The sequence below is a fragment of the Sneathiella sp. genome (assembly GCF_047631475.1).
Classification (GTDB): domain Bacteria; phylum Pseudomonadota; class Alphaproteobacteria; order Sneathiellales; family Sneathiellaceae; genus Sneathiella.
On record NZ_JBLHZT010000016.1, the window covers coordinates 17,451 to 39,761 of the forward strand.

The 22,311-nt window shown below is 49.0% G+C and carries 21 protein-coding genes; 14 read left to right on the forward strand and 7 right to left on the reverse strand.

Annotation, left to right across the window (positions count from 1 at the left end):
• Positions 1–57 precede the first annotated feature (57 nt).
• From ACJAYR_RS08565 to gyrB, 5 genes are all read left to right on the forward strand, one after another.
• On the forward strand, positions 58–504 hold the full coding sequence (locus ACJAYR_RS08565) for a rhodanese-like domain-containing protein (RefSeq protein ID WP_415236215.1): 447 nt from the start codon (positions 58–60) through the stop codon (positions 502–504).
• 1 nt (position 505) lies between these two features.
• Complete coding sequence (gene dnaA, locus ACJAYR_RS08570; RefSeq protein WP_415236216.1) at positions 506–1,921, forward strand: chromosomal replication initiator protein DnaA; 1,416 nt, start codon at positions 506–508, stop codon at positions 1,919–1,921.
• A 309-nt stretch (positions 1,922–2,230) separates the two neighbouring features.
• Positions 2,231–3,349: a DNA polymerase III subunit beta gene (gene dnaN, locus ACJAYR_RS08575; RefSeq protein WP_415236217.1), complete on the forward strand. Its 1,119-nt coding sequence runs from the start codon at positions 2,231–2,233 to the stop codon at positions 3,347–3,349.
• A 45-nt stretch (positions 3,350–3,394) separates the two neighbouring features.
• Positions 3,395–4,552: a DNA replication/repair protein RecF gene (gene recF / locus ACJAYR_RS08580; protein ID WP_415236218.1), complete on the forward strand. Its 1,158-nt coding sequence runs from the start codon at positions 3,395–3,397 to the stop codon at positions 4,550–4,552.
• Between the two features lie 17 nt (positions 4,553–4,569).
• Positions 4,570–7,020 (forward strand): DNA topoisomerase (ATP-hydrolyzing) subunit B, encoded by a 2,451-nt coding sequence (gyrB, locus tag ACJAYR_RS08585; protein WP_169543713.1) that lies wholly within the window; start codon positions 4,570–4,572, stop codon positions 7,018–7,020.
• A gap of 58 nt (positions 7,021–7,078) precedes the next feature.
• Here gyrB and ACJAYR_RS08590 read toward each other — a convergent pair whose 3' ends face one another.
• Positions 7,079–7,492, reverse strand: coding sequence for a GFA family protein (locus ACJAYR_RS08590; protein WP_415236219.1), 414 nt, complete (start codon positions 7,490–7,492; stop codon positions 7,079–7,081).
• Between the two features lie 148 nt (positions 7,493–7,640).
• On the opposite strand from ACJAYR_RS08590, the gene ACJAYR_RS08595 reads away from it, so the two are divergent.
• The gene (locus ACJAYR_RS08595; protein WP_415236220.1) at positions 7,641–8,027 is read left to right on the forward strand and encodes a hypothetical protein; all 387 of its coding nucleotides are present in this window, start codon (positions 7,641–7,643) and stop codon (positions 8,025–8,027) included.
• Between the two features lie 113 nt (positions 8,028–8,140).
• Entirely contained in the window at positions 8,141–10,210 is a 2,070-nt protein-coding gene (locus ACJAYR_RS08600) for a transglycosylase domain-containing protein (protein WP_415236221.1), read from the forward strand.
• 17 nt (positions 10,211–10,227) lie between these two features.
• On the opposite strand, the gene ACJAYR_RS08605 is transcribed toward ACJAYR_RS08600, so the two are convergent.
• Genes ACJAYR_RS08605 through ACJAYR_RS08620 form a run of 4 tightly spaced genes read right to left on the reverse strand, consistent with a single transcriptional unit; the run spans position 10,228 to position 13,874 of the window.
• Complete coding sequence (locus ACJAYR_RS08605; RefSeq protein ID WP_415236222.1) at positions 10,228–11,427, reverse strand: multidrug effflux MFS transporter; 1,200 nt, start codon at positions 11,425–11,427, stop codon at positions 10,228–10,230.
• A 46-nt stretch (positions 11,428–11,473) separates the two neighbouring features.
• Positions 11,474–12,178, reverse strand: coding sequence for a M48 family metallopeptidase (locus ACJAYR_RS08610; RefSeq protein ID WP_415236223.1), 705 nt, complete (start codon positions 12,176–12,178; stop codon positions 11,474–11,476).
• Positions 12,169–12,618: a YcgN family cysteine cluster protein gene (locus ACJAYR_RS08615; RefSeq protein WP_415236224.1), complete on the reverse strand. Its 450-nt coding sequence runs from the start codon at positions 12,616–12,618 to the stop codon at positions 12,169–12,171. The genes ACJAYR_RS08610 and ACJAYR_RS08615 overlap by 10 nt, the downstream gene beginning before the upstream one ends.
• 26 nt (positions 12,619–12,644) lie before the next feature.
• The gene (locus ACJAYR_RS08620; protein WP_415236225.1) at positions 12,645–13,874 is read right to left on the reverse strand and encodes a polyhydroxyalkanoate depolymerase; all 1,230 of its coding nucleotides are present in this window, start codon (positions 13,872–13,874) and stop codon (positions 12,645–12,647) included.
• Between the two features lie 186 nt (positions 13,875–14,060).
• Here ACJAYR_RS08620 and ACJAYR_RS08625 point away from each other — a divergent pair, with 186 nt between their 5' ends.
• Positions 14,061–14,603 (forward strand): ankyrin repeat domain-containing protein, encoded by a 543-nt coding sequence (locus tag ACJAYR_RS08625; RefSeq protein WP_415236226.1) that lies wholly within the window; start codon positions 14,061–14,063, stop codon positions 14,601–14,603.
• On the opposite strand, the gene ACJAYR_RS08630 is transcribed toward ACJAYR_RS08625, so the two are convergent.
• Positions 14,604–15,311, reverse strand: a complete 708-nt coding sequence (locus ACJAYR_RS08630; RefSeq protein ID WP_415236227.1) for a lipid-binding SYLF domain-containing protein — start codon at positions 15,309–15,311, stop codon at positions 14,604–14,606.
• A 222-nt stretch (positions 15,312–15,533) separates the two neighbouring features.
• Here ACJAYR_RS08630 and ACJAYR_RS08635 point away from each other — a divergent pair, with 222 nt between their 5' ends.
• From ACJAYR_RS08635 to ACJAYR_RS08650, 4 genes are read left to right on the forward strand one after another with little or no spacing between them, the layout of a single operon-like run.
• On the forward strand, positions 15,534–16,550 hold the full coding sequence (locus ACJAYR_RS08635; protein ID WP_415236228.1) for an MBL fold metallo-hydrolase: 1,017 nt from the start codon (positions 15,534–15,536) through the stop codon (positions 16,548–16,550).
• A gap of 26 nt (positions 16,551–16,576) precedes the next feature.
• Positions 16,577–17,899, forward strand: a complete 1,323-nt coding sequence (locus tag ACJAYR_RS08640) for an ActS/PrrB/RegB family redox-sensitive histidine kinase (RefSeq protein ID WP_415236229.1) — start codon at positions 16,577–16,579, stop codon at positions 17,897–17,899.
• Positions 17,900–17,953: 54 nt separating this feature from the next.
• On the forward strand, positions 17,954–18,481 hold the full coding sequence (locus ACJAYR_RS08645) for an ActR/PrrA/RegA family redox response regulator transcription factor (protein WP_169543725.1): 528 nt from the start codon (positions 17,954–17,956) through the stop codon (positions 18,479–18,481).
• A gap of 1 nt (position 18,482) precedes the next feature.
• Positions 18,483–19,280: a DNA-methyltransferase gene (locus ACJAYR_RS08650; RefSeq protein ID WP_415236230.1), complete on the forward strand. Its 798-nt coding sequence runs from the start codon at positions 18,483–18,485 to the stop codon at positions 19,278–19,280.
• A 68-nt stretch (positions 19,281–19,348) separates the two neighbouring features.
• On the opposite strand, the gene ACJAYR_RS08655 is transcribed toward ACJAYR_RS08650, so the two are convergent.
• The gene (locus ACJAYR_RS08655) at positions 19,349–19,945 is read right to left on the reverse strand and encodes a hypothetical protein (RefSeq protein ID WP_415236231.1); all 597 of its coding nucleotides are present in this window, start codon (positions 19,943–19,945) and stop codon (positions 19,349–19,351) included.
• A 445-nt stretch (positions 19,946–20,390) separates the two neighbouring features.
• Between ACJAYR_RS08655 and ACJAYR_RS08660 the strand changes: the two genes are divergently transcribed.
• A complete protein-coding gene (locus ACJAYR_RS08660) occupies positions 20,391–21,632 on the forward strand; it encodes a glycosyltransferase family 4 protein (RefSeq protein ID WP_415236232.1) in 1,242 nt (413 codons plus the stop codon).
• 100 nt (positions 21,633–21,732) lie between these two features.
• Complete coding sequence (locus ACJAYR_RS08665) at positions 21,733–22,311, forward strand: D-sedoheptulose 7-phosphate isomerase (protein ID WP_415236233.1); 579 nt, start codon at positions 21,733–21,735, stop codon at positions 22,309–22,311.

Genomic DNA, 22,311 nt, shown 5'->3' on the forward strand with positions numbered 1-22,311 from the left:
TTTTGTCCGCCTTTTGTATATTTTTGGACATTTATTTTTAAGGGAAGGCTACATTTAATGACTGCCGACGGGACCCAGACCCAAGAAAAACAATATGCCGGGGACATTACTGTCCATGATGCATGGGATCTTTTGAAATCGAATCCGAAAGCGGTTCTTGTCGATGTCCGGACCAATGCCGAATGGGGATATGTCGGCTTACCGGATCTGTCTCCTTTAAACAAAAAAACCCATACCATTTCGTGGGTCCTGTTTCCGGATATGTCGGTAAACCCGCATTTCATTGAACAGCTCAAGGCCGCACAGGAAAATCCTGAAAGCCCGGTCCTGTTTCTCTGTCGCTCTGGCGTGCGCTCGATCGCAGCTGCGATTGCCGCGACAAATGCCGGCTTTACCGAAAGCTATAACATTCTCGGCGGTTTTGAAGGCGATCTGGACGAGAACCGGCACAGAGGAACCCAAACTGGGTGGAAAGCAGAAAATCTAAGTTGGGTGCAAGGCTGAAATGGCAAGCAGAGAACCATTAACGGTTGGTAAGAACCACTCAGACTGTTGGGGCCGCGTCAGGGATCGCCTGCTTGATGAATATGGCGAAGCAACCTTTAATTCCTGGCTTAAAAATATCGAACTGGATGAAATTAACGGCACCCACGTTAATATGTCTTTGCCGACCAAATTTCTGCGAGACTGGGTGATTAACAACTACGCCAATCGCATTCGTCAGATCTGGTGCCTGGAAGACCCAACCGTTCAATCCATCGACATCCATGTGAAGGAAGCGCGCTCGGAACCGGCGTCCGCACCCGCACAGCAGAACCGCGCCAATGGGACTGCGCCATCAATGCGGGTCAAGGTTGTCGATACCGGCGTGGACAAATTTGACGCACAGGACAATCTTTCCTCGCAACTGGATCCGCGTTTTACTTTTGAAAATTTCGTGGTTGGCAAGTCAAATGAACTGGCCCACGCGGCGGCACGACGCGTTGCAGAAGCCCGCGACAACATCCCGTTCAATCCGCTTTATCTTTATGGTGGGGTTGGCCTGGGTAAAACCCATCTGATGCATTCAATCGGTCATGCGATTTCGGTTAATTGTCCACACAAGAAAGTCCTGTATCTTTCAGCTGAAAAGTTCATGTACCGCTTCATCCGGGCCCTTCGATATAAAGACACCATGAACTTCAAAGACCAGTTCCGGTCTGTGGACGTTCTGATGATTGATGATGTTCAGTTTATTGCCGGAAAAGAATCAACGCAGGAAGAATTTTTCCACACCTTCAATGCTCTGGTTGACCAAAACCACCAGATCATCATTTCAGGGGACCGGTCGCCAACCGATCTGGAGGGCATGGAAGAACGAATGCGATCCCGTCTGGGCTGGGGTCTGGTTGCCGATATTCATCCGACTGATTACGAGTTGCGCCTTGGCATCCTGCAATCAAAAGTCGAACAGGCCAGCATTTCGATTGAACCGCGGATCCTGGAATTCCTTGCCCACCGGATCACCTCAAATGTACGCGAGCTGGAAGGCGCCCTGAACCGGGTTCTGGCCTATTCCGATCTGGTTGGTCGCGACGTTACCCTTGAAAGCACTCAGGAAGTCCTGAGGGACCTTTTAAGGGCCAATGATCGCCGGATCACCATTGAAGAGATTCAAAAACGGGTCGCTGAACATTTTAACATCCGAATGTCAGACATGCATTCCGCCCGCCGGGCCCGGGCCGTTGCCCGGCCTCGACAGGTCGCCATGTATCTGGCCAAACAGCTGACCAGCCGTTCGCTCCCAGAAATCGGGCGCAAATTTGGTGGCCGGGATCATACCACTGTGATGCATGCGGTTCGCAAAATTGACGAGCTGAGAGAAGGCGATGTCTCTCTGTCTGAAGATATTGATCTGCTTAAACGGATGCTTGAAAACTGATTATAAAGGCGGCAGCACGCTCACATTTCCAGCCTAACTCCTTGTAATCCCACTATTTGTTAATCACGGATCCAGCGGGATCCTTTTGTGCATCAAATAAGTTGGGGAACCGGGCATCATCTGATATAGTGTGCCACGGATTGAGCAATCATTTCTGGTGCAGCACGAACAGTGATTCAAGTTTTTGAATCAAGTTCTTATGTTCCACTATAGGATTTATCAGCCGTAGAATAATAGTTGATCTGAAACCCCATTATCAGGCAAAATGGTGTTTCATAATACGTCATGCCTGAAAGCTTAGTTGGGACAATGAAATTAACAATCGAACGCAGCACCCTGCTCACCGCATTGAACCATGTCCAGAGTGTGGTAGAACGCCGGAATACTATTCCTATTCTTTCCAATATTCTATTGAACGCTGACAATGGGACACTGGGTCTGACAGCGACAGATCTTGATCTGGCAATCAATGAACAGATTGCGGCGGAAGTCCTCACATCAGGATCGATCACCGTGCCAGCCCATCTGCTGTATGACATTGTGCGCAAATTGCCGGACGGATCACAGGTTGAACTGGATTACCAAAGCGCGGAAGGTCGAATTTCTGTACGCGCCGGTCGCTCTCAGTTCGCGTTGTCCTGTTTGCCGAAAGATGATTTCCCGATCATGGAAACTGGCGAATTGCCGCACCGTTTCACGCTTTCCACGGCGGAACTGAAACGCCTGATTGATAAAACCCGCTTTGCTATCTCAACCGAAGAAACCCGCTATTACCTGAACGGTGTTTATCTTCACGCTGCAGACAATGACGGCATACCCGTATTGCGTGCAGTCGCAACGGACGGACATCGCCTTGCCCGGGTTGAAACCCCGATACCGGCCGATGCCGAAAATATGCCCGGCATCATCATTCCGCGCAAAGCAGTCAACGAATTGCGCAAACTGATTGATGACACAGATGGCAATATTTCCATTTCCCTGTCTGACAATAAAATATGCTTCTCGTTTGGCGGATCCCTGCTGACCTCCAAATTGATCGACGGCACCTTCCCGGATTATGAACGGGTCATCCCATCTGGAAATACCAAAGTTCTGGAACTGGACGGCAAGACGTTCGCACAGGCTGTTGATCGCGTCTCGACCGTCTCAACAGAAAAATCACGCGCCATCAAACTTACCCTGACAGATGACACGGTCACTCTGTCGGCCACAGGCTCGGAAAGCGGCAGCGCTACCGAAGAACTGGCGGCCAGCTATAGCTCGGGTGATTTGGAAATCGGTTTTAATTCAAAATATTTATTGGATATTACAGGACAGATCGAAGGGGAAAACGCCCATTTTGTTCTGGCGGATGCTCAGTCTCCCACCATCGTCAGAGATGGAACAGACGATGGCGCCCTGTATGTTCTTATGCCTATGCGCGTTTGACCCTGGTTGGGAATTCCTGACCAGATATCCAATTAGGAGCCTTTATTGAACTCTCATGCCCTAACACGGCTGGTTTTGACAGATTTTCGCAACTACACGTCCTTGAAGGTTGAAATCGATACCCGGCCTGTTGTGCTTACTGGCCCGAACGGCAGTGGGAAAACCAACCTGCTGGAAGCTATTTCTTTTCTGACACCTGGACGGGGTTTGCGCCGGGCGACGCTTTCCGATCCTGCGCATATTGATGGAAAAGGGGGCTGGGCCGTGTCCGCACACATTCTGGACGATGGGCTTGAGCGAACGGTTGGTACTGGACTTTTGGCCGTCAATCAGACCTCGGACGGGCGCGAGAAACGAACGGTTCGACTGGATGGAGAAACCCAGTCTGGAACAGCAGCGTTAACAGGCTTGTTAAGCATTTCCTGGCTCACCCCACAGATGGATAGACTGTTTCAAGAAGGGGCGTCTGGAAGGCGCCGGTTTTTGGATCGGATGGTTTTTGGTCAGGATCCCAGCCATGCCAAACGCACAACGACCTTTGAAAAAATAATGCGCGAGCGGAACCGTCTTTTAAAATCGGGCCGACTGGATCCCCATTGGCTGAGCTCGCTGGAACAACAAATGGCAGAACAGGCAATCGCGATTACCGCCGCCAGACTGGAAACAGTCGCACGGTTGAACGGGGCTATGGACCTGTCTGAACCGACGGCAACCCCGTCTGCCTTTCCAAAGGCAGATATTGCACTGGTGGGGGAACTTGAAAAACAGATGGTTGGCCTGACCGCCCTTGCCACCGAAGATATGTACCGGGAAAGATTGGCGAAAAACCGAAAAATCGATGCCGCAGCAGGCAGCACGACCTTCGGCCCGCACCGTAGTGATTTGGAAGTTATCCACAGGGAAAAGGGTCAAAAAGCCCGACTTTGTTCAACCGGTGAACAAAAAGCACTATTAATATCAATTATCCTTAGTAATGCGCGTCTACAGACTGGATTACATGGCAAAGCCCCGGTATTATTACTGGACGAAATTACTGCTCATCTGGATCAGAAAAGACGGCTGGCATTGTTTGATGAATTAACCGACATGAATGTGCAGGCCTGGATGACGGGTACAGATTATTTGTTATTTTCCGAGCTCGGATCACGGGCTCAGTTTTTCACGGTTCAGGCAGGCACGGTTACGCCCGCCCAGATGAACTGAAATAAGGGACGTTACGTATGAGTGAAGTGCAAAATCAGACCGCTGCTGAAGAGTATGGCGCCGATTCCATCAAGGTTTTGAAAGGCCTGGATGCCGTGCGTAAACGCCCCGGCATGTATATCGGTGATACGGATGACGGTTCGGGTTTGCATCACATGGTCTATGAGGTTGTGGACAACGCCATTGATGAGGCGCTGGCCGGGCATTGTGATCTTGTTTACGTCGCACTGAACAGCAACGGATCCGTCACGGTTCGTGATAATGGGCGCGGTATTCCGGTTGACCTCCACGAAGAAGAGGGCATGTCCGCCGCCGAAGTGATTATGACACAGCTTCATGCAGGCGGTAAGTTTGATCAGAACTCCTACAAAGTCTCGGGGGGTTTGCATGGTGTGGGTGTCTCTGTTGTAAACGCCCTGTCCAATCGTCTGGATATGAAAATCTGGAGAAGCGGCAAGACCCATGAAATCAGTTTTGCACACGGCGATTCAATCGAAAGCCTGAAAATTACAGGCGACGCACCGTTCAAAGAAGGCACCGACGAGCTTCTCACCGGAACGGAAATTTCGTTTTTTCCATCAGAAGACACGTTTACAAACGTGAAGTTTGAATATTCCACACTGGAACATCGGCTACGGGAACTGGCGTTTCTGAACTCTGGCGTTCATATCCAACTGAACGACTTCCGCTCGGCCGAGCCGGTTACAACGAACCTGCATTATGAAGGCGGTATTTCAGCCTTCGTAAAATATCTGGATCGCTCCAAAACGCCATTGATCAGCGACACAATTGATTTTACGACGGAAAAAGAAGGCGTAACGGTCGAAGTTTCGCTGGAATGGAATGACAGCTACCACGAAAATGTCCTGTGTTTTACCAACAATATTCCACAGCGCGATGGAGGCACCCATTTGGCTGGTTTCCGGGCCGCGCTTACACGGACCATCAATAAATACGCAACATCCAGCGGGATTGCGAAAAAAGAAAAAGCCTCGATCACCGGAGATGATGCCCGCGAAGGCCTGACCTGTGTAGTCTCGGTTAAAGTGCCGGATCCGAAATTCTCGTCCCAGACTAAAGACAAACTGGTTTCCAGTGAAGTTCGGCCGATTGTTGAAAGCAGCGTCAATGACGCACTGGACCAGTGGTTTGAAGAACATCCAAAAGATGCAACGACCATCATTGGCAAGATTTTTGAAGCCGCTGCTGCCCGTGAAGCCGCCCGAAAAGCGCGGGAACTTACCCGACGCAAAGGGGCGTTGGATATTTCCAGCCTGCCTGGAAAACTGGCAGACTGTCAGTCAAAGGATCCGACCGTTTCTGAACTCTTCCTGGTGGAGGGTGATAGTGCGGGTGGTTCAGCCAAACAGGGCCGGGATCGTCATAATCAGGCCGTCCTTCCATTGCGCGGTAAAATCCTGAACGTTGAACGCGCCCGATTTGATCGGATGCTGTCCTCAACTGAGATCGGAACCATCATTACCGCATTGGGCACCGGGATCGGCGCAGAAGAATTTAATATCGAAAAGGCCCGTTATCATAAAATCATCATCATGACCGATGCGGACGTGGATGGGTCGCATATTCGAACCCTTCTCTTGACCTTCTTCTACCGTCAGATGCCTGAACTGATTGAAAAAGGGTATCTGTATATTGCACAGCCACCGCTTTACAAGGTAAGTCGCGGTAAATCATCCGTCTATCTGAAGGATGAAACAGCCATGGAAGATTACCTGATCGAACAAGGCTCTGAAGATGTTGTTCTGACCCTTGCCAATGGCGAACAGATTTCGGGGCAGGATTTGCAGGCGCTAATCAATCGGGCCCGTAAATGCCGCAATCTGATCGAAGCGATTGCCCGCCAGCATGCAAAATCTGTGGTCGAACAGGTCGCCATCGCCGGTGCCCTGAGTGACGAAATCCTCAACGATCCGGTTCGAGGACCGGAAGCCGCTGATTTTGTCGCGAAACGTCTGGATGCCATGTCCTCTGAAACGGAACGCGGTTGGGTTGGCAAAATCCTTGAAGATTTCAGCCTGCATTTCTCACGCGAGGTGCGCGGCGTCACCGAAGTTCAGCATGTTGACAGCAATCTAATTCATTCTGCCGAAGCGGGCGAATTGAACGCCATGAAAGATGAATTGCAGGAAACCTACAAAAACGCGGCGACTTTTACCTATAAAGATAAAAGCGAGACAATCAATTCTCCGATCGAATTGCTGGACGCTGTACTGGCCCTTGGACGGAAGGGGCTTTCCATGCAGCGCTATAAAGGACTGGGCGAAATGAACCCGGACCAGCTTTGGGAAACCACCTTGGATAATGAAGCCAGAACCCTGTTGCAGGTAAAGGTAAATCACGGGGATGAAGCCGACGAAGTCTTCTCAACCTTGATGGGTGATGTCGTAGAACCTCGCCGGGAATTCATTCAGAATAATGCCCTGCAAGTCCGCGTTCTGGACACCTAATGGACCAGAAATAAACACTGATTAAAGGCGGCATATGCCGCCTTTTTTTATGTCTCTTTTAGTCCTGCTCTGGCAGCTCATCCAGCAGGGGGATATCCCCCAAACCATCTTCCCAACCGGCTTTATGGGCCATCATGATATGCGCATCCGGTTTTTTCAAGACAGGCGTATCCAGACACCCTGCCGGCACCATAAGCAGTCCGGCTTCTTTATTCTCAGTCGGAAGAGAAGAGCCACATAATGAACAGAAGCTTTTCGTATGAAAGCTGCCGGGCAGGGTATATTGGCGCCTGTATTCGCTGCCAGATACCCACAATACACTTCCGTTGGAGGTAAAAAGATTTGCCGCATGAACAGAACCCGTATCTTTACGGCAGCGCGTACAATGGCAGAGGTAGAAGTGGTCAAAGGCCCCTGAAATGTGAAATTTAACTTTCCCACACAGGCAAGAACCTGTAGTTTCTTTATCCATTATACACCCAGTGTTAAATTCTAATATAGTCGCGTAACGTCACATTAACCTTATGCCGTTAGTATTTTAAATATTACATATTCACCTCGCAAGGAAACGCCCTCTGAAAAATCACAGACTGGCGTTGGGTTCTGAAGGAAAACCGGGAATGAAGTTTGTCGCTATTTTAAGTTTAGTTGTTTGTCTGCTGGGAACCAGTACTTCCGCATGGGCCGCCGGTAAAGTATCAAAAGATGTTCGCGATGATGCGGAATATATGATGCGCAAAGTGGTCGAAGACATCCACAATTATAATGTGCGGACAACGGTTACTGATATTACCCGGGATAAATCTATCGAAGTGGTCGCATTTGCGATCAAATTCATTCCAGAACGGATCGACAAAAAACTGGGCGAAGTTTTCTCCTGCGCGCTTGTATCTTTAAAAACCAAAATGAAAAGCGGGAAATCTGCTAAAGCCCAGATCAAACGGAAGGACGAGATTTGCAAAGGCAAAATCACCGGCCGTGTCAAATATGTCGCCAATATCCGGTAATTGGCAGGTTCCAGAAAACACCAACTGCCAATTCCATATTTCTGCCTTAAATTAGAACCAGTTTCAGGTACTATTGAAACTGGTTTTTTATTGTATTGCGGATCTGATTTAGAATGAAAAAAGGCGTAAAAGCTCCTAGTTACGAGCAGCGAAAGCCTCCCGGCAACACAAGGGCGACCGCGAAAAAACCTTCAAAAACCAATCGCACCAACAAAAAAACACCAAAAGATGTCAAAATCCCGTCTGATCATGGTGTGTTCAAGTCCCTGATTAACTGGGGCGGGACCGTTATGCTTTGGGGATTGCTGCTGGTCGGTATCATTCTCGGATATTTTGCCTATACGCTGCCGGATATTTCCGGGATCGATGTCATTGAAAAACGACCCTCTATTGTTCTGGAAACCCGGCATAATGCCCGTTTTGCAACTTATGGGGACCTGTATGGCCGACTGTTAAAACCCGATGAAATCCCTGAGGTTATGAAACAGGCGGTTCTGGCAACCGAAGACAGCTATTTCTACCAGCATTTTGGCGTAAATCCGGTCAGTCTGGTCAGGGCCGCATGGCGCAATTATCAGGCAGGCCGCGTTGTTGCGGGCGGTAGTACCATCACTCAACAGCTGGCAAAGAACCTGTTCCTTACTCCTGAAAGAAGCATGGGCCGGAAAATTCGCGAAGTCCTGCTCGCCTTTTGGCTGGAAGCAAATTACTCGAAAGAGGAAATACTGGCCCTGTATTTGAACCGGGTCTATTTCGGCTCTGGCACCTATGGCATTGATGCCGCCACCCGTAAATACTTTGCCAAACCGATCGAACAACTCTCGACCTCAGAAGCGGCTTTACTCGCCGGGTTATTAAAAGCCCCGACCTATTATGCGCCAACCGTCAATCTGAAACGATCCCAGCAACGTTCAACCGTTGTTATTCGGCGCATGCAGGAAGAGGGATACCTGACCAAGGCAGAGGCGGACCAGTTGGTCAAGAAGCCTGCGACCTTACGCAATGTGGGCAGCGGCTTTAAAAATGTTCGCTATTTTTCAGACTGGATTGTGGCAGAGGTGCAATCTTTCCTTGGGCGCACGGAAGAAGACCTGATCGTTACTACCACGCTTGACCTCACCATGCAGAAACAAGCCGAACAGGCGTTGGAAAAACAGCTGGCGAAAAATGGCAAGAAATATGACGTTGAACAAGCCGCACTGGTTTCCTTAACACCACAAGGGGCAATCAAAGCCATGGTTGGGGGACGGCGATATTCGAAATCTTCTTTTAACCGTGTGACGTCGGCACGCCGGCAGCCGGGCTCGGTGTTTAAGACAATCGTCTATACTGCCGGTTTTGAAGCAGGTCGCGCCCCAAATGACGTATATGTGGATGGTCCCATCAATATAAATGGCTGGAAACCCAATAATTATACCCGACGCTATGATGGCGCCATGACGCTCAGGGACGCCTATGCCCGGTCCATAAATACTGTCGCGATCAAACTGACAGAAGATATTGGCCGGTATAAAGTTGCAGAAATGGCAACCAAGTTGGGATTAACGGGAAACATGCCCACCCACCCATCCATTTCGCTCGGAACAAACGAAGTTACCCTGCTTGAAATGACGTCCGCCTATGCGGTCATCGCCAATGGCGGCAAAGGCGTGTTGCCATATGGGGTGTTAAAAATTCGCAATCAGCAAGGCAAGATCCTGTATCAACGGAAAAGCTCGGGGTTGGGAACGCTGATCAGCGGCAGAACCGTCAACAACATGCGCGATATCATGGCCACGGCCATCAAAAGCGGAACGGGTAAAGCCGCCAACCCCGGATTTGACGCTGCCGGGAAAACCGGCACGACACAGGATTACAGGGATGCATGGTTTATCGGCTTTACCCCCACCCTTGTTACCGGTGTGTGGTTTGGGAATGACACTGGAAAACCCACAAAGAAAGTAACCGGCAGTAATTTACCAGCCTATGCCTGGCGGGATTTTATGAAAGGATCGTTGGGCAAAAATCAGGGGGTTCCTTTTGCAAAAGCCGCAGAAAAACCGGCCAGCAGTCAGGAAAGTATCTGGCAACGAATTGTCAAAACCTTTAGCAACCCATCAGGCGCCACCGACACAGGGTCTGGAAATCAAGGTTCACAGCCAACAGTTTTGCAGGAATATCCCGGGGACGATCAGAAACCTTAAGGCGGGGCAATATCCGTTCAGGCCAGTTCCAGTTTTCGGCTTAGAAAAACGGAATACCAGGTAAAAGTGGTAACGCCCAAGGCCAGAATAATGAGCACCATCGGCAGGGCTGAGCCACTATAAAAGGGCGCAACGGCCATACTGATGACCCCCGAAAATCCCAACAATAGAAAACCCGCCATCGCAGAGGCCGCACCCGCTTTTTCCGGAAACGGGGCCAATGCACCGGCCTGACATTGGGGGACAACAATCCCGACACCCATATTGTAGAAAATCATGGGGACGACAATGGCCAAGGCTGAAGAGGGAAAGAATGACCACAATACCAGCATCAACGCGCCGCCCCATAACGTTAGACCCGTGCCCACCTGGAGGGTTCGACGTACCCCCAGCCATGCCGACAGTTTTGGGCCCAGAAAAGTGCCGGTAATATATCCCAAAACCACTGAGCCAAAATAATATCCGAAATTCTCCGCAGGCACGCCGATCAATTGAATAAGCACAAAGCTTGACCCTGAAATAAAGGCAAACATACCCGAAAAGCATAACGCAGCGGTTATCGCATATCCAACAAAGGCATGGTTCCGAAACAGGTCCCGGTAATTTGTGACAATATGGATCGGCTTAATTGCGAAGTGGTTCTTTTCCGGCAGGCTTTCCCGAATTTTCATCCCGGTAAAGCCGAACAAAAGAACGCCATAACCAATGAAAAAGATAAAAATTCCATGCCAGCTAAAATAGACCGTTATATAGCCCCCTATAATCGGTGCGATCGCCGGCGCCAAACCCATTATACTGCCCATTCTTGAAAATTGCCTGGCGGCCTGTTCGCGCTCATACAAATCCCGCACCATGGCTCGCGGCACAACAATGCCGGCGCAAATCCCAAAACTTTGAAGGACCCGGTACAGGATCAGCTGATAGATGGAGGTCGCCAGAATACAGCCGAGGCTGGAAACAATAAAGATCGCCAGTCCCATCAAAAGAACAGGTTTCCGTCCAAAACGGTCCGTCAGGGGACCATAGATCAATTGAAAAACGGCAATTCCCACGACAAACAAGCTCAATGTCAGTTGAACTTCAGAAATGGTCGTTTGAAAATCACCCACCAAGGTCGGAAAGCTGGCAAGATACATGTCTGTTGACAGCGGACCCAACGCGACGACCGCGGAAAGGAAGAGTGTAAAACTGACGGATGTATGAACCAGCTGCCTCATGAAACCACCTCTTTTGGTGAAGTATGAAGACTACCCCTTTTCACCATTAGGTTGCACCATATTTATGAACCTTTGACCCATTTTCTTTCAGCCAGGCTTTTGCTTTTTCAGTATCGGGACATAATCGTCGGTTTAAACGCCAAAAATCCCGTGAATGATTGAGATGCACCAGATGACACACTTCATGACACACAATATAGTCTACGACAAATTCAGGCATGAAAATCAGGCGCCAGGAAAAATTTAAATTCCCGGCAGACGAGCAACTGCCCCACCGGGATTTCTGATCTTTAACGGTGATCCGCCCAAAGGAAACCCCTGCTTTTTCAGCATATTCAGTTACTTTTTCCAGAATAAGACTGCGGATATGGCGTTTTGCCCAATCTTCGAAACGCCGGGCCATATGGGCTCGCTGTCCGCAAACCAGTATCTCACGACCCTCGATACTGACAACACCGCGCCTATCGGGGCAATGTCTCAAGATATATTCTCGCCCTAAAACCGGAACCATTTCAGCATCGGAAAAAGGCACAGGCGCGTCGATTTTCGCCAATTGCGCCAGCACCCAGCGATGTTCTTTTTCGACAAAGGACAAGGCAGTCGCGTCACTGATCCCACGGGGTAGAACAACCGTGACAGACCGGTTCGCTTCAACCCGGATCTTTAATCGTTTTGCCCGGGCTGATCGGCGCAGAACCAACGGAACATCCTGTCCCAGCGCTGAAAGAGAAGGAAATGCAGTCAGGCACAATCCTCCCCGGGCCAATCCACGATATGATCTTCCAGATCACCCGCAATCCGTTCAGAAATAGACCGACCAAAGACAGAAACACCTGCCTTATGAACCGATTGAGGATCACCCGAAATCAACGGATGCCAGTCATATAGGGGTTTTCCTTCTGATAACCGGCGATAGGCACAGGTTTTAGGCATCCAGGATAAATTGGGGATAACCTCCGGCGTCATGGTGACACAGTCAGGCACCAGTTTGGACCGCCGTTCGTAATTCCGACAGCGACAGGTTTTCAAATCCAGCTGACGACAGGCCACGTTGGTAAACGCAATTTCAGCCGTCTCTTCGTCTTCCAGCTTTAAAAGGCAGCATTTAGCGCACCCGTCACACAGGGATTCCCACTGTTCGTCACTCATTTCTGAAAGCGGTATTTCTTCCCAAAAGGGTTTTTCTGACACAGTCTACTAATCCAAAAGGTTATCGATCAGGACAGTTTATCATGCTTTCGGACAAATTTGCCAATACGCGGCGCAATATATTTTCTGAATTTGGAGCCATTGAACACACCGTAATGGCCAACGCCTTCCTGTTCATAATGTTCGCGTTTTGACTCAGCCAGATTGGTACAAAGATCATGGGCCGCAACGGTCTGTCCGATACCAGAAATATCATCCAGCTCGCCCTCAACCGTCAATAGTGCGGTTTTCTTGATCGAAGATGGCTTAACCAACTGTTCTCCCCGATACAGCATTTCCCCTTTTGCAAGAAGCTGTTTCTGAAAAACGGTTTCGATGGTTTGCAGGTAATATTCAGCGCTCAGATCCATGACGGCGTTATATTCGGAATAAAAACTCCGATGTTTATCGGCACTATCACCATCCCCTTCAACCAGATGTTCGAACTGCTTGAGATGGGCTTCCATATGGCGGTCCAGGTTCATACTGACAAATCCGCCAAGTTGCAGAAAGCCAGGATACACCTTCCTGAAGGCGCCCGGATAAACAATAGGAACATGATGAATAACTGTACGTTCAAACCATTCAAGAGAATGATCCATCGCCAGCTTACACGGAACCGTAGGGTGACGGCGCGTATCGATGGGGCTTCCCATCAGCGTCATGGAAAGCGGGACATTTTCATCGTCTTCTTCTGACATTAGCGCAACAGCGGCCAAAACAGGCACACCGGGCTGACAAACCGCCAATACATGTGTCTCTGGCCCCAGAACCGTGAGGAATTCGCGAAGATAGTCGATATAATCGTTCAAATCGAAACCACCTTCGAAAAGGGGCACCGAAGATGCGTCGCGCCAATCCGTGATATACACATCATGGTCTGGCAACAAGGCCTCAACCGTTCCACGTAATAACGTTGCAAAATGCCCTGACATTGGGGCGACAACCATTATTTTTGGATCTTTTCGACTGGTTTCCCGCTTGAAATGTTTCAACTGACCAAAGGGCAGGCGATGTATAATTTCTTCAGCGACCGGGACAGGTTTTCCGTCAATCGTTGTTTCGTGCAGTCCGAAAGCAGGTTTCCCATGATATTGAGTGGATTCTGCGAACAGTTCGTAGGCCGCGGCCATTGTTCGGGCTTGCGGAGTTTCCGCCATAGGATTAAAAGGGCTGCGAAGCACCTGTGACTGAAACTGAGCCGACATCCTTAAAGGTGAAAGGGCCAGTTTTTGTAGTTCGTTGAACTGATATAGCACAAATATACTCCTTGAAACTCTTCGCACGCGGGCGACGCGATTGAATATTCAGAACGGATAAGCCTATTCTGATTCTCGCTGCAATGCAACATAACACAATAATTATTTAAAATTCGTTGTAATAATTGCAACTTTCTTTCGGCTCCTGTACCTATTTAACCGATATGCCTAACCTGGAGCCTAAGAATGAAACGTTTAGCAGCAACCCTGTTCCTGATGATCTTCACCATCAGTCAACCACAGGCCGCAGCCCTTTTTGGTGAGCATGAGGTTTTTGATGCTGCAGTACAAAACGATCCGGAAGTGATTGAGCAATATCTCCTCAAAGGAGAGAATGTAAATATTCGAGACAGTTCGAATACGCCGCTTCTTGTGCGCGCTGCTGAAGCAGGGGCCGTTTCGATTATCGAAATTCTGATCAAGCACAAAGCCAGCCTGAACCTGAGCGACAAGCATGGAAACACTGCGATCATGCAGGCGGCCGTTCAGGGCCATCCCGAAGTTATCGAGAAACTGCTAAAAGCAGGGGCAAAAGTTGATGTTGAAAATAAACAGGGTGAAACTGCCCTCATCAAAGCAGCAACATCAGGCAATCTCGATGCCGTTAAAATTTTGATGCAGTATGACGCCGATCTGGCGTTCACAGATTTCACAGGTAGAACGGCTCTCGATCATGCGAGAGAGAGCCGCCACCATGATGTTATTCGGATATTGGAAGCCCTGCGTTAATTACGGGGCTTCAGCCGCTTTAAGCGCCGCCTTCAACGGGTTAGCGTGGCTGATATCCACATTCCGGTGAATGACAATATCATCAACGGATACTGATTTACCGTAATATGAGGCGTTCCAGCCTTCTTTCGCATCCAAAATAGAGCCTTCAACGGACGCACCGATAAACAGGCCTGCATTCTTCGCAAAAGAGAAGATGTCGGCTTTCATATTGGTTGTACTGGACGCCCCCAGATCCTTACCAACCGGACCAACCGCGGCGCTAACATCTGCGCCCAGCTTAACCTGATTGTTAATAATCGCCTTTAGCCCTTTATCAGTCATGATGACCAGAACAAGTTCTTTTGCTTCAGCGCCGATTTGCAGACCAAAACTTGCCTGCCCCATCGTATAAAAAGCAGGTGAACTCCAGTCACTATTTTCTTTGCGGCTTAACAGAACGCCGCTACCGCCCGCACCGCCGACAATGAACCCTGCTTTAAGCACTTGCGGAAAAACAACAATTCCTTTTGAAACCGCTAACAATTTGCGAAATTGAGCCATGTCCGTCTGTGCTGCCAGTGTTTCAACAGTCAGTTTCGCTTTTTCCACCAGTTGTTCTTGTTCATTGGCAGCCTGCGCCATCTGAAAGGTTCCTGAAAACAAGGCGATGCTAGCAATCAGCATCGTAATTGCATTCCACAAGCCAAAGCGTTTCCTAATGTACATTATATCCCCCTAAGTGGATGTGAGTTTTCATTTCGTATGCGATACGAAATGAGAATTTGTTGCCGTTACAATATCCGGTCGGTTCTGTTTTAACAATCCTGCATTATATCACTAACTTGGTATTTATTTGGCCAATACAAGTTGAGCTTTCTACTAAACACAATAAATGTGACAGTATTAGGGACAATTTTTGTCCGTATATTAAAAAACGGCGTAAACAGTATGAAAAACAAACAGGATAATTTTCGCAAGCCATCCCAAAAGAAACCTTTTCACCATGGGCGGTGGCGGTTCAGAAATTTGCCAAATCCTGATTTAACACACGGCACCAGACGGGAATATGTGTCTTTTCTTCGCAAGATGCTGAAATTCCAGAATGAACAGGTCGACATTCCGGATGGGCATGTCATTCCGCAGGATCTGGCGGCCGAACACATGCACAAGCATCTTAATTCTGATCAAGACAGTCTGACCTGGCTGGGACAGGCATGCTTTCTGATAAAGATTGATGGTATCACCATCCTCACCGATCCTTATTTGACGGATTTTGCGTCCCCAACGCCCTTTGCAGGCCCCAAAAGATTTGTCGCCTCTGGTATCAACCTGAAGGATTTACCCTCGATTGATTATCTCCTTCTGTCTCATAATCATTATGACCATCTGGACAGCAAGACCATCCATCAGATGAAAGAGCGACGGGACATGACCATCGTCACCCCCTTGAAACTTGGCTCATATTTTAGACGCCGCGGCTTTAAAAAAGTCGTGGAGATGGATTGGTGGGACAGTCTCAATGCCAACGGTGTCACCGTTCATGCTCTGCCCTCCCAGCATTGGTCAAAACGAACACTGCTGGATCGGAATAAAAGCCTGTGGGCATCTTTTTCCATTCACGGAAAAAAGAATAAACTCTATTTTGCCGGGGATACGGGCTATGCGCCACTTTTCAAGGATATTGGCAAAGAATATGGTCCCTTTGACTATGCATTGGTCGGTATTGGTGCTTACGAGCCACAAATCCTGATGAAACCCCACCATACAACACCCGAAGAAGCAGTAAAAATTGGCGAGGATGTCCGAAGCCGAACATTGGTTGCTATGCATTGGGGAACAGTTCGATTAACCTTGGAACCCTTGTTCGAACCGCCCGGCCGGTTCACACAGGCTGCCGCCAAAGCAGGATATAATGAAACACAAAGCTGGGTAATGAGCATTGGAGAAAGTCGGCCCCTGATCTAACAGGGCGCGCCGATGGTAATAACCAGATGACCGCTATTGACAGTCTGCAAGACGAACGAAACCAAAAGGATATTCTAACCCGGTCCTCCGGCGTCCGCCTTCAATCCTTGGTCTATATCCGATGGTTAGCCGTTTTAGGCCAGACATTTGCGATTATCCTTGTCCATTGGGGGATGGGCTACTCCTTGCCCCTGATACCCGTTTTTTTACTGGTGGCCGCCAGCGCATTGGTCAATATTTTGATTGCCATAAGTCAGCCGTCAACTATGCGCCTAACAGACGGCGGGGCGATCCTCTATCTGTTCTACGATGCCCTTCAACTAACAGGCCTGTTATATTTGACAGGCGGTTTATCCAACCCGTTTTCACTGCTTTTCCTGGTGCCTGTAACGATCTCGGCAACCAACCTGTCCTTGAAAGGGACCATTTTTCTGGGCCTGACAACCATCGCCGCCATTACGTTTCTTGGCCTGTATCATGAACCTTTTCCGTTACCAGAATCCGAACTGCAGCTATCCAAAACCTATATTTTTGCTATTTGGTCCGCCTTGGTTCTGGGAACCCTTTTTCTGTCCGGATATGCGTGGCGTATTTCCTCAGACAGCCGGCGCATGACAGATGCCTTGACCGTTGCCCGTATGGCCCTCGCCAGAGAACAGCAACTATCCGTTGTTGGCGGCATTGCGGCGGCGGCGGCCCATGAACTGGGCACACCGCTCAATACAATTCTACTGGTATCCGAAGAGCTTTCCCGCGAATTTCCAGAAGGCAGTGAACATGCTGAAGACGCAAAACTCCTGTATACACAGGCAAAGAAATGCGCCGAAGTACTGGCGCAGCTATCAACCGCGCCAACCCATAACCGCTTTTTGAAACAGGACGCGCATCATAATTATCTGCCCCTGCAAAGCCTGGTATCACTGGTTGCTGAAAAATATTCCGATAGGGGGGCCACCCTGTCCATTAATACAATGGGCGATATGGATGATCAACCGAGGCTGTTTGCCACCCCGGAATTACTGCATGGCCTTGGAAACCTTGTCAGCAACGCCGCTGAATTTGCCAAGGAACAAGTGACGATAACCCTGATCTGGACGGACACGGTTGTCGACGTAATTATTGAAGATGACGGACCCGGGTTTAGCGACGAAATTCTGGACCGATTGGGAGAGCCCTATACATCAAGCCGGGCCGGACATGGCGGTATGGGCTTAGGGGTGTTTATCTCGGAAATGCTGATCCGGCATTCGGGCGGAAATATCAGTTTTTCAAATGCTTCTCGAGGCGGGGCCCGGGTGAAAGTTGAATGGCCGCGAAAACGGCTCGAAAAAGAAAATCCCTATCTATAATAGCAAAGGGACGATATGCTAAAACCAGTTGCGTTGCGGCAGGAGTGGTGACACATGGACAAAAAAAACCTGTTAATCGTGGATGATGACGAAATTTTCCTGAACCGGCTGGGCCGATCCATGGAAAAAAACGGCTTTACAGCGACACTTGCCAATAGTGTGGCAGAGGGTAAAACAAAAGCCCTGAACGTTAGTCCTGATTATGCTGTTGTTGATCTTCGGCTGGAAGATGGAAATGGCCTTGAAGTCGTGGAAGCCATTCGGAAAATCTGTCCGGACGCTCGCATCGTCATGCTGACCGGTTATGGCAATATTGCCTCTGCCGTCGCGGCTGTCAAAGCCGGTGCCATTGATTATCTTGCAAAGCCGGCCAATGTGGATGATATCGTCAATGCCCTTAATGCAACGGGCGATACGAAGCCATCACCCCCGGAAAACCCCATGTCAGCAGATCGTGTTCGCTGGGAACATATTCAGCGGGTGTATGAACTGTGCGACCATAATATGTCTGAAACAGCACGCCGGCTGAACATGCATCGACGCACCCTGCAACGCATTATGGCAAAACGGTCCCCACAATAAGATGCGGGATAATGAACATCACATCCTAACGGGAGATGCCTGTCAGGAACTGGTGCGCCTTGACGACAATTCAGTGGACCTGATTGTTGCCGACCCCCCGTACAATCTGGGCAAAAATTACGGCAATAACAAGGATCTGAAGGACAAAGAAGACTATCAGAAATTTACGCGATCCTGGCTTGTCGAAGCCCACCGTGTTCTTAAACCCGGGGGGTCGTTATATTGTTTTATGGGCGTAAAATTTATTGCCCGCCTGTATCTTCTTCTGGAAGATGATCTGCAAATGACGCCGCAAGGCTGGATCACCTGGCATTACACGCAAGGAATGGGCCGTAAAAAAGGGTTCTCCCCCCGTCACGAAGACATTCTCTGGTTTTCAAAAGGGGAAAATGCCCTTTTTAATCTGGACGAGGTCCGGGTCCCGCAAAAATATTTTCGAAAACGCAATAACATGACCGGAGCCAATCCAGGTGATGTCTGGCAGTTTAGTCACGTTCATTATTGTGCAGCGGAACGTCAGCCACACCCGACCCAAAAGCCGGAAGCCCTTATCGAAAGAATAATTGCAGCCTCCTCAAAAGAGGGGGACCTTGTTCTGGATCCGTTTATGGGGAGCGGCACCACCGCCCGGGTTGCCCAGATACTGGGGCGTCGGTCCATCGGTTTCGATATTAATCCGGACTATGTGGCCTTGACCCAGCAGCGGCTTTGTGAGCCCTTTGAAGGCTTTGACAGTATTGATCCCCGAAAAGATAGAAATCCAAAAGATCAGCCGAAATTAACGAAGGAAACCGTTTAGTCAAAAAAAACGGCCCCGAAGGACCGTTTAAAAAGCTTAATAACGCCAGTTTTCAAGCTGTCTTAGAATTAGAGTGATTTCCTGCGTTTACGCCATCCCATGAAACCGAGAAGCGCAACACCCGCACCATACAAGGGGAGTGCCGCTGGAAGAGGCACGACTGAGATATTCAAGTTTGCGTATTCGAAAGCATTCCCGGCAGATCCGAAGACAACCTCGTCAAACAGAATATCCTGAATGGAAATCGTGGCCGTTGTCATGCCACTGAGGCCAACGCCTGGTGCGGCAAGAACAGCGCCAACGTCAAAATTTTCTACAAGAACATCGTTCAGGTAAAAAGCCAGTGTATTGTAGCTGTCAATGGAACCCCAAAGAAACTCAAGGCTTGTCTGGGTATTGCTTCCAAAATCATAGGTGGCAGTTGCACCGCCCTGAACAGACGTATAACTCGCGCCTGCATTCGCACCGGACCATGGTGACGTATATAATCCACCCAATGAACCTGAAATACCTTCATTCACTGTACCGGTTGTAGAGGTTGCAGCAAGCATACCTTCAACCGCTGGATCAGTGAAATCCAATGTAAAGGTGGAAGCCTGTACTGGTGACACAAACAGGACCAAAGCACCTGCAGCTGCCACAAAAAATTTACTAAGCGTCTTCATCAAACATCCCCAAAAAAGTATTCTTTATCGCTCTATGTGGCGAAAGCCTCGGTACGAAGTAAGTCGGAGCGAACTGAATAAGGGTTCATTACATGCCTCTAAAATGCCTGCGTTAACCCATTCCTGTCAATATCAATCCCTGTGATGGCCCTCATACTCAACATCAATTCTGTCGCAAAACCGCAGAAATACTGACTTTGCAAGAAGTAAAAAAAATCATAAAATTCAATGCATTAAGGTTAATAAGGTAATGTATATGGTTAACAAATACATGCACTTTTAAAAAGATTTAAAACTGATTCTCTTCTAAAATGTGATTTTTTTGTCATTAAGACCCATTTTTCAGGCCACAAAAAGGATCAGCCCCTTATTATGCTTGCTTTAATATTTTTGCCTTACCCATAGTGCTCAAATACAACATGCATCGTAATAGGGGATACACAGCATGCGGGTTCTTTTTCTGCATAATAACTTTCCAGCCCAATACCGGCATGTGGCAAAATCTTTAGCGGAAAAAAAGAAAAACCGCGTGGTTTTTGCCTCTCACCGGGCCGTGGAGAAAATTCCCAATGTTATCAACCTGATTTACAAGCCCCACCGGGAAGGGCGTAAAGAAACCCATCACTATTTACGCACAACAGAAAATGCCGTTATTAATGGCCAGTCTTTGTTTCGCGCCTGTATTGATTTAAAAAACAAGGGCTTTACCCCGGATATCATTTGCGCCCATTCAGGTTGGGGGCCAGCCCTGTATGTAAAAGACGTTTTTCCAGACGCCAAGCTGCTTTGTTATTTCGAATGGTATTATCACGCCTTTGGATCGGACGCGGATTTTCTAAAAGAATCCAATATCAATTTCGATGATGCTGGTCGTATTCGAACCAAAAACCTGCCTGTTTTAATGGATTTGGCGCATTGCGACTGGGGTCAAATCCCGACGCAGTTTCAAGCCTCGCAGTTTCCCGACACTTTCAAATCCAAATTATCGGTCCTGCATGATGGTGTTGATACAGACTTTTTCAAACCCAAACCGGACGCCCCAAAAATCTTTGGCTCTCTTGATCTGTCCCATGCAGATGAAATTCTAACCTACGCAACCCGCGGAATGGAGCCCTATCGCGGTTTTCCGGAATTTATGCGCGCCGCGAACCTGCTCATGAAGCAAAGGCCCAACCTCCATGTAGTCGTTGTGGGTCAGGACCGTGTGGCCTATGGCAAAAAGCTGCCTGAAGGAGAGAGCTGGCGAACGCGTATGATTGACGAGCTTAACCCGGACATGTCGCGGCTTCATTTCACTGGCCTGCTTCCCTATGCTGATTATCTGAAAGTACTTCAGGCCTCCACTGTCCAGGCATATCTTACAATACCGTTTGTTCTTTCCTGGTCGCTGATCGAGTGCCTGTCCTGCGGTGCATTGGTTGTTGCCAGCGACACGGACCCTGTAAAAGAGGTTATACGCGATGGGGAAAACGGATTTTTAGCGGATTTCTTCGATCACGAGGCGTTCGCCGACAAAATCGCCTATGCCCTGGATCATCATAAAGAACTGGATGATATTCGAAAATCAGCCCGCAAGACCGTGATGGACCAGTATGCCCATAAAAAACTGTTACCCCGTCATCTGCGCCTGATCAAGGATATTGCCAACGGAACACTCCCCCCGAGTGAAGGGGCCATAAGCGGATAAAACAAGGGTCATGGGCCCTCGGAAAACAAACTGGCGATTTACACGATGACCTCATCTATACTATTACCCTTAAGGGTCAGAAAATTGAGGATAATCCACTTTGGAACTTGAAACCTATTTCCAGGAAGAACTGGAAGATCACGCTGAAATTCTGGCGAAAAGCCGTGCAACGCTGCAAACGCCCTTTATGGAAATGCTCGCAGCATGGGAAAAATCGATCCTCAATGGCGGGAAAATACTGTTTTTTGGTAACGGGGGGAGCGCTGCTGACGCCCAGCATTTATCGGCCGAACTGGTGATCCGTTTTATCAGCGACCGCGCACCCATCGCAGCGATCGCCCTCAACACCGATACCTCAGCCCTGACAGCAGGCGCTAATGATCTGGGGTATGACGCTGTTTTTGCCCGGCAGGTAGAAGCCCTTGGAAAAGCTGGCGATGTTGCGGTTGGTCTTTCGACATCGGGAACCAGCCCCAATGTGGTTGCAGCCCTTGAAATGGCCAGACAAAAAGGACTGGTCACCTGTGCAATGACCGGCCGGGATGGCGGCGTGATGCCGAAACTTGCAGATCATACTTTGATTATCCCGGCGCACTCAACTCGGCGCATCCAGGAAATGCATATAACCTTCGGGCATATGCTGTGTGGTGCTTTGGAAAAACGATTAAAACTGGCCTGA

Coding starts and splice junctions, on each gene's coding strand:
- ACJAYR_RS08595 (WP_415236220.1), top strand. CDS start 7,641: ATGAAGTTTGTCGCTATTTTAAGTTTAGTTGTTTGTCTGCTGGGAACC.
- ACJAYR_RS08655 (WP_415236231.1), bottom strand. CDS start 19,945: ATGAAGACGCTTAGTAAATTTTTTGTGGCAGCTGCAGGTGCTTTGGTC.
- dnaN (WP_415236217.1), top strand. CDS start 2,231: ATGAAATTAACAATCGAACGCAGCACCCTGCTCACCGCATTGAACCAT.
- ACJAYR_RS08635 (WP_415236228.1), top strand. CDS start 15,534: ATGAAAAACAAACAGGATAATTTTCGCAAGCCATCCCAAAAGAAACCT.
- ACJAYR_RS08650 (WP_415236230.1), top strand. CDS start 18,483: ATGCGGGATAATGAACATCACATCCTAACGGGAGATGCCTGTCAGGAA.
- ACJAYR_RS08605 (WP_415236222.1), bottom strand. CDS start 11,427: ATGAGGCAGCTGGTTCATACATCCGTCAGTTTTACACTCTTCCTTTCC.
- ACJAYR_RS08640 (WP_415236229.1), top strand. CDS start 16,577: ATGACCGCTATTGACAGTCTGCAAGACGAACGAAACCAAAAGGATATT.
- gyrB (WP_169543713.1), top strand. CDS start 4,570: ATGAGTGAAGTGCAAAATCAGACCGCTGCTGAAGAGTATGGCGCCGAT.
- ACJAYR_RS08630 (WP_415236227.1), bottom strand. CDS start 15,311: ATGTACATTAGGAAACGCTTTGGCTTGTGGAATGCAATTACGATGCTG.
- ACJAYR_RS08565 (WP_415236215.1), top strand. CDS start 58: ATGACTGCCGACGGGACCCAGACCCAAGAAAAACAATATGCCGGGGAC.
- dnaA (WP_415236216.1), top strand. CDS start 506: ATGGCAAGCAGAGAACCATTAACGGTTGGTAAGAACCACTCAGACTGT.
- ACJAYR_RS08645 (WP_169543725.1), top strand. CDS start 17,954: ATGGACAAAAAAAACCTGTTAATCGTGGATGATGACGAAATTTTCCTG.
- ACJAYR_RS08600 (WP_415236221.1), top strand. CDS start 8,141: ATGAAAAAAGGCGTAAAAGCTCCTAGTTACGAGCAGCGAAAGCCTCCC.
- ACJAYR_RS08590 (WP_415236219.1), bottom strand. CDS start 7,492: ATGGATAAAGAAACTACAGGTTCTTGCCTGTGTGGGAAAGTTAAATTT.
- ACJAYR_RS08625 (WP_415236226.1), top strand. CDS start 14,061: ATGAAACGTTTAGCAGCAACCCTGTTCCTGATGATCTTCACCATCAGT.
- ACJAYR_RS08660 (WP_415236232.1), top strand. CDS start 20,391: ATGCGGGTTCTTTTTCTGCATAATAACTTTCCAGCCCAATACCGGCAT.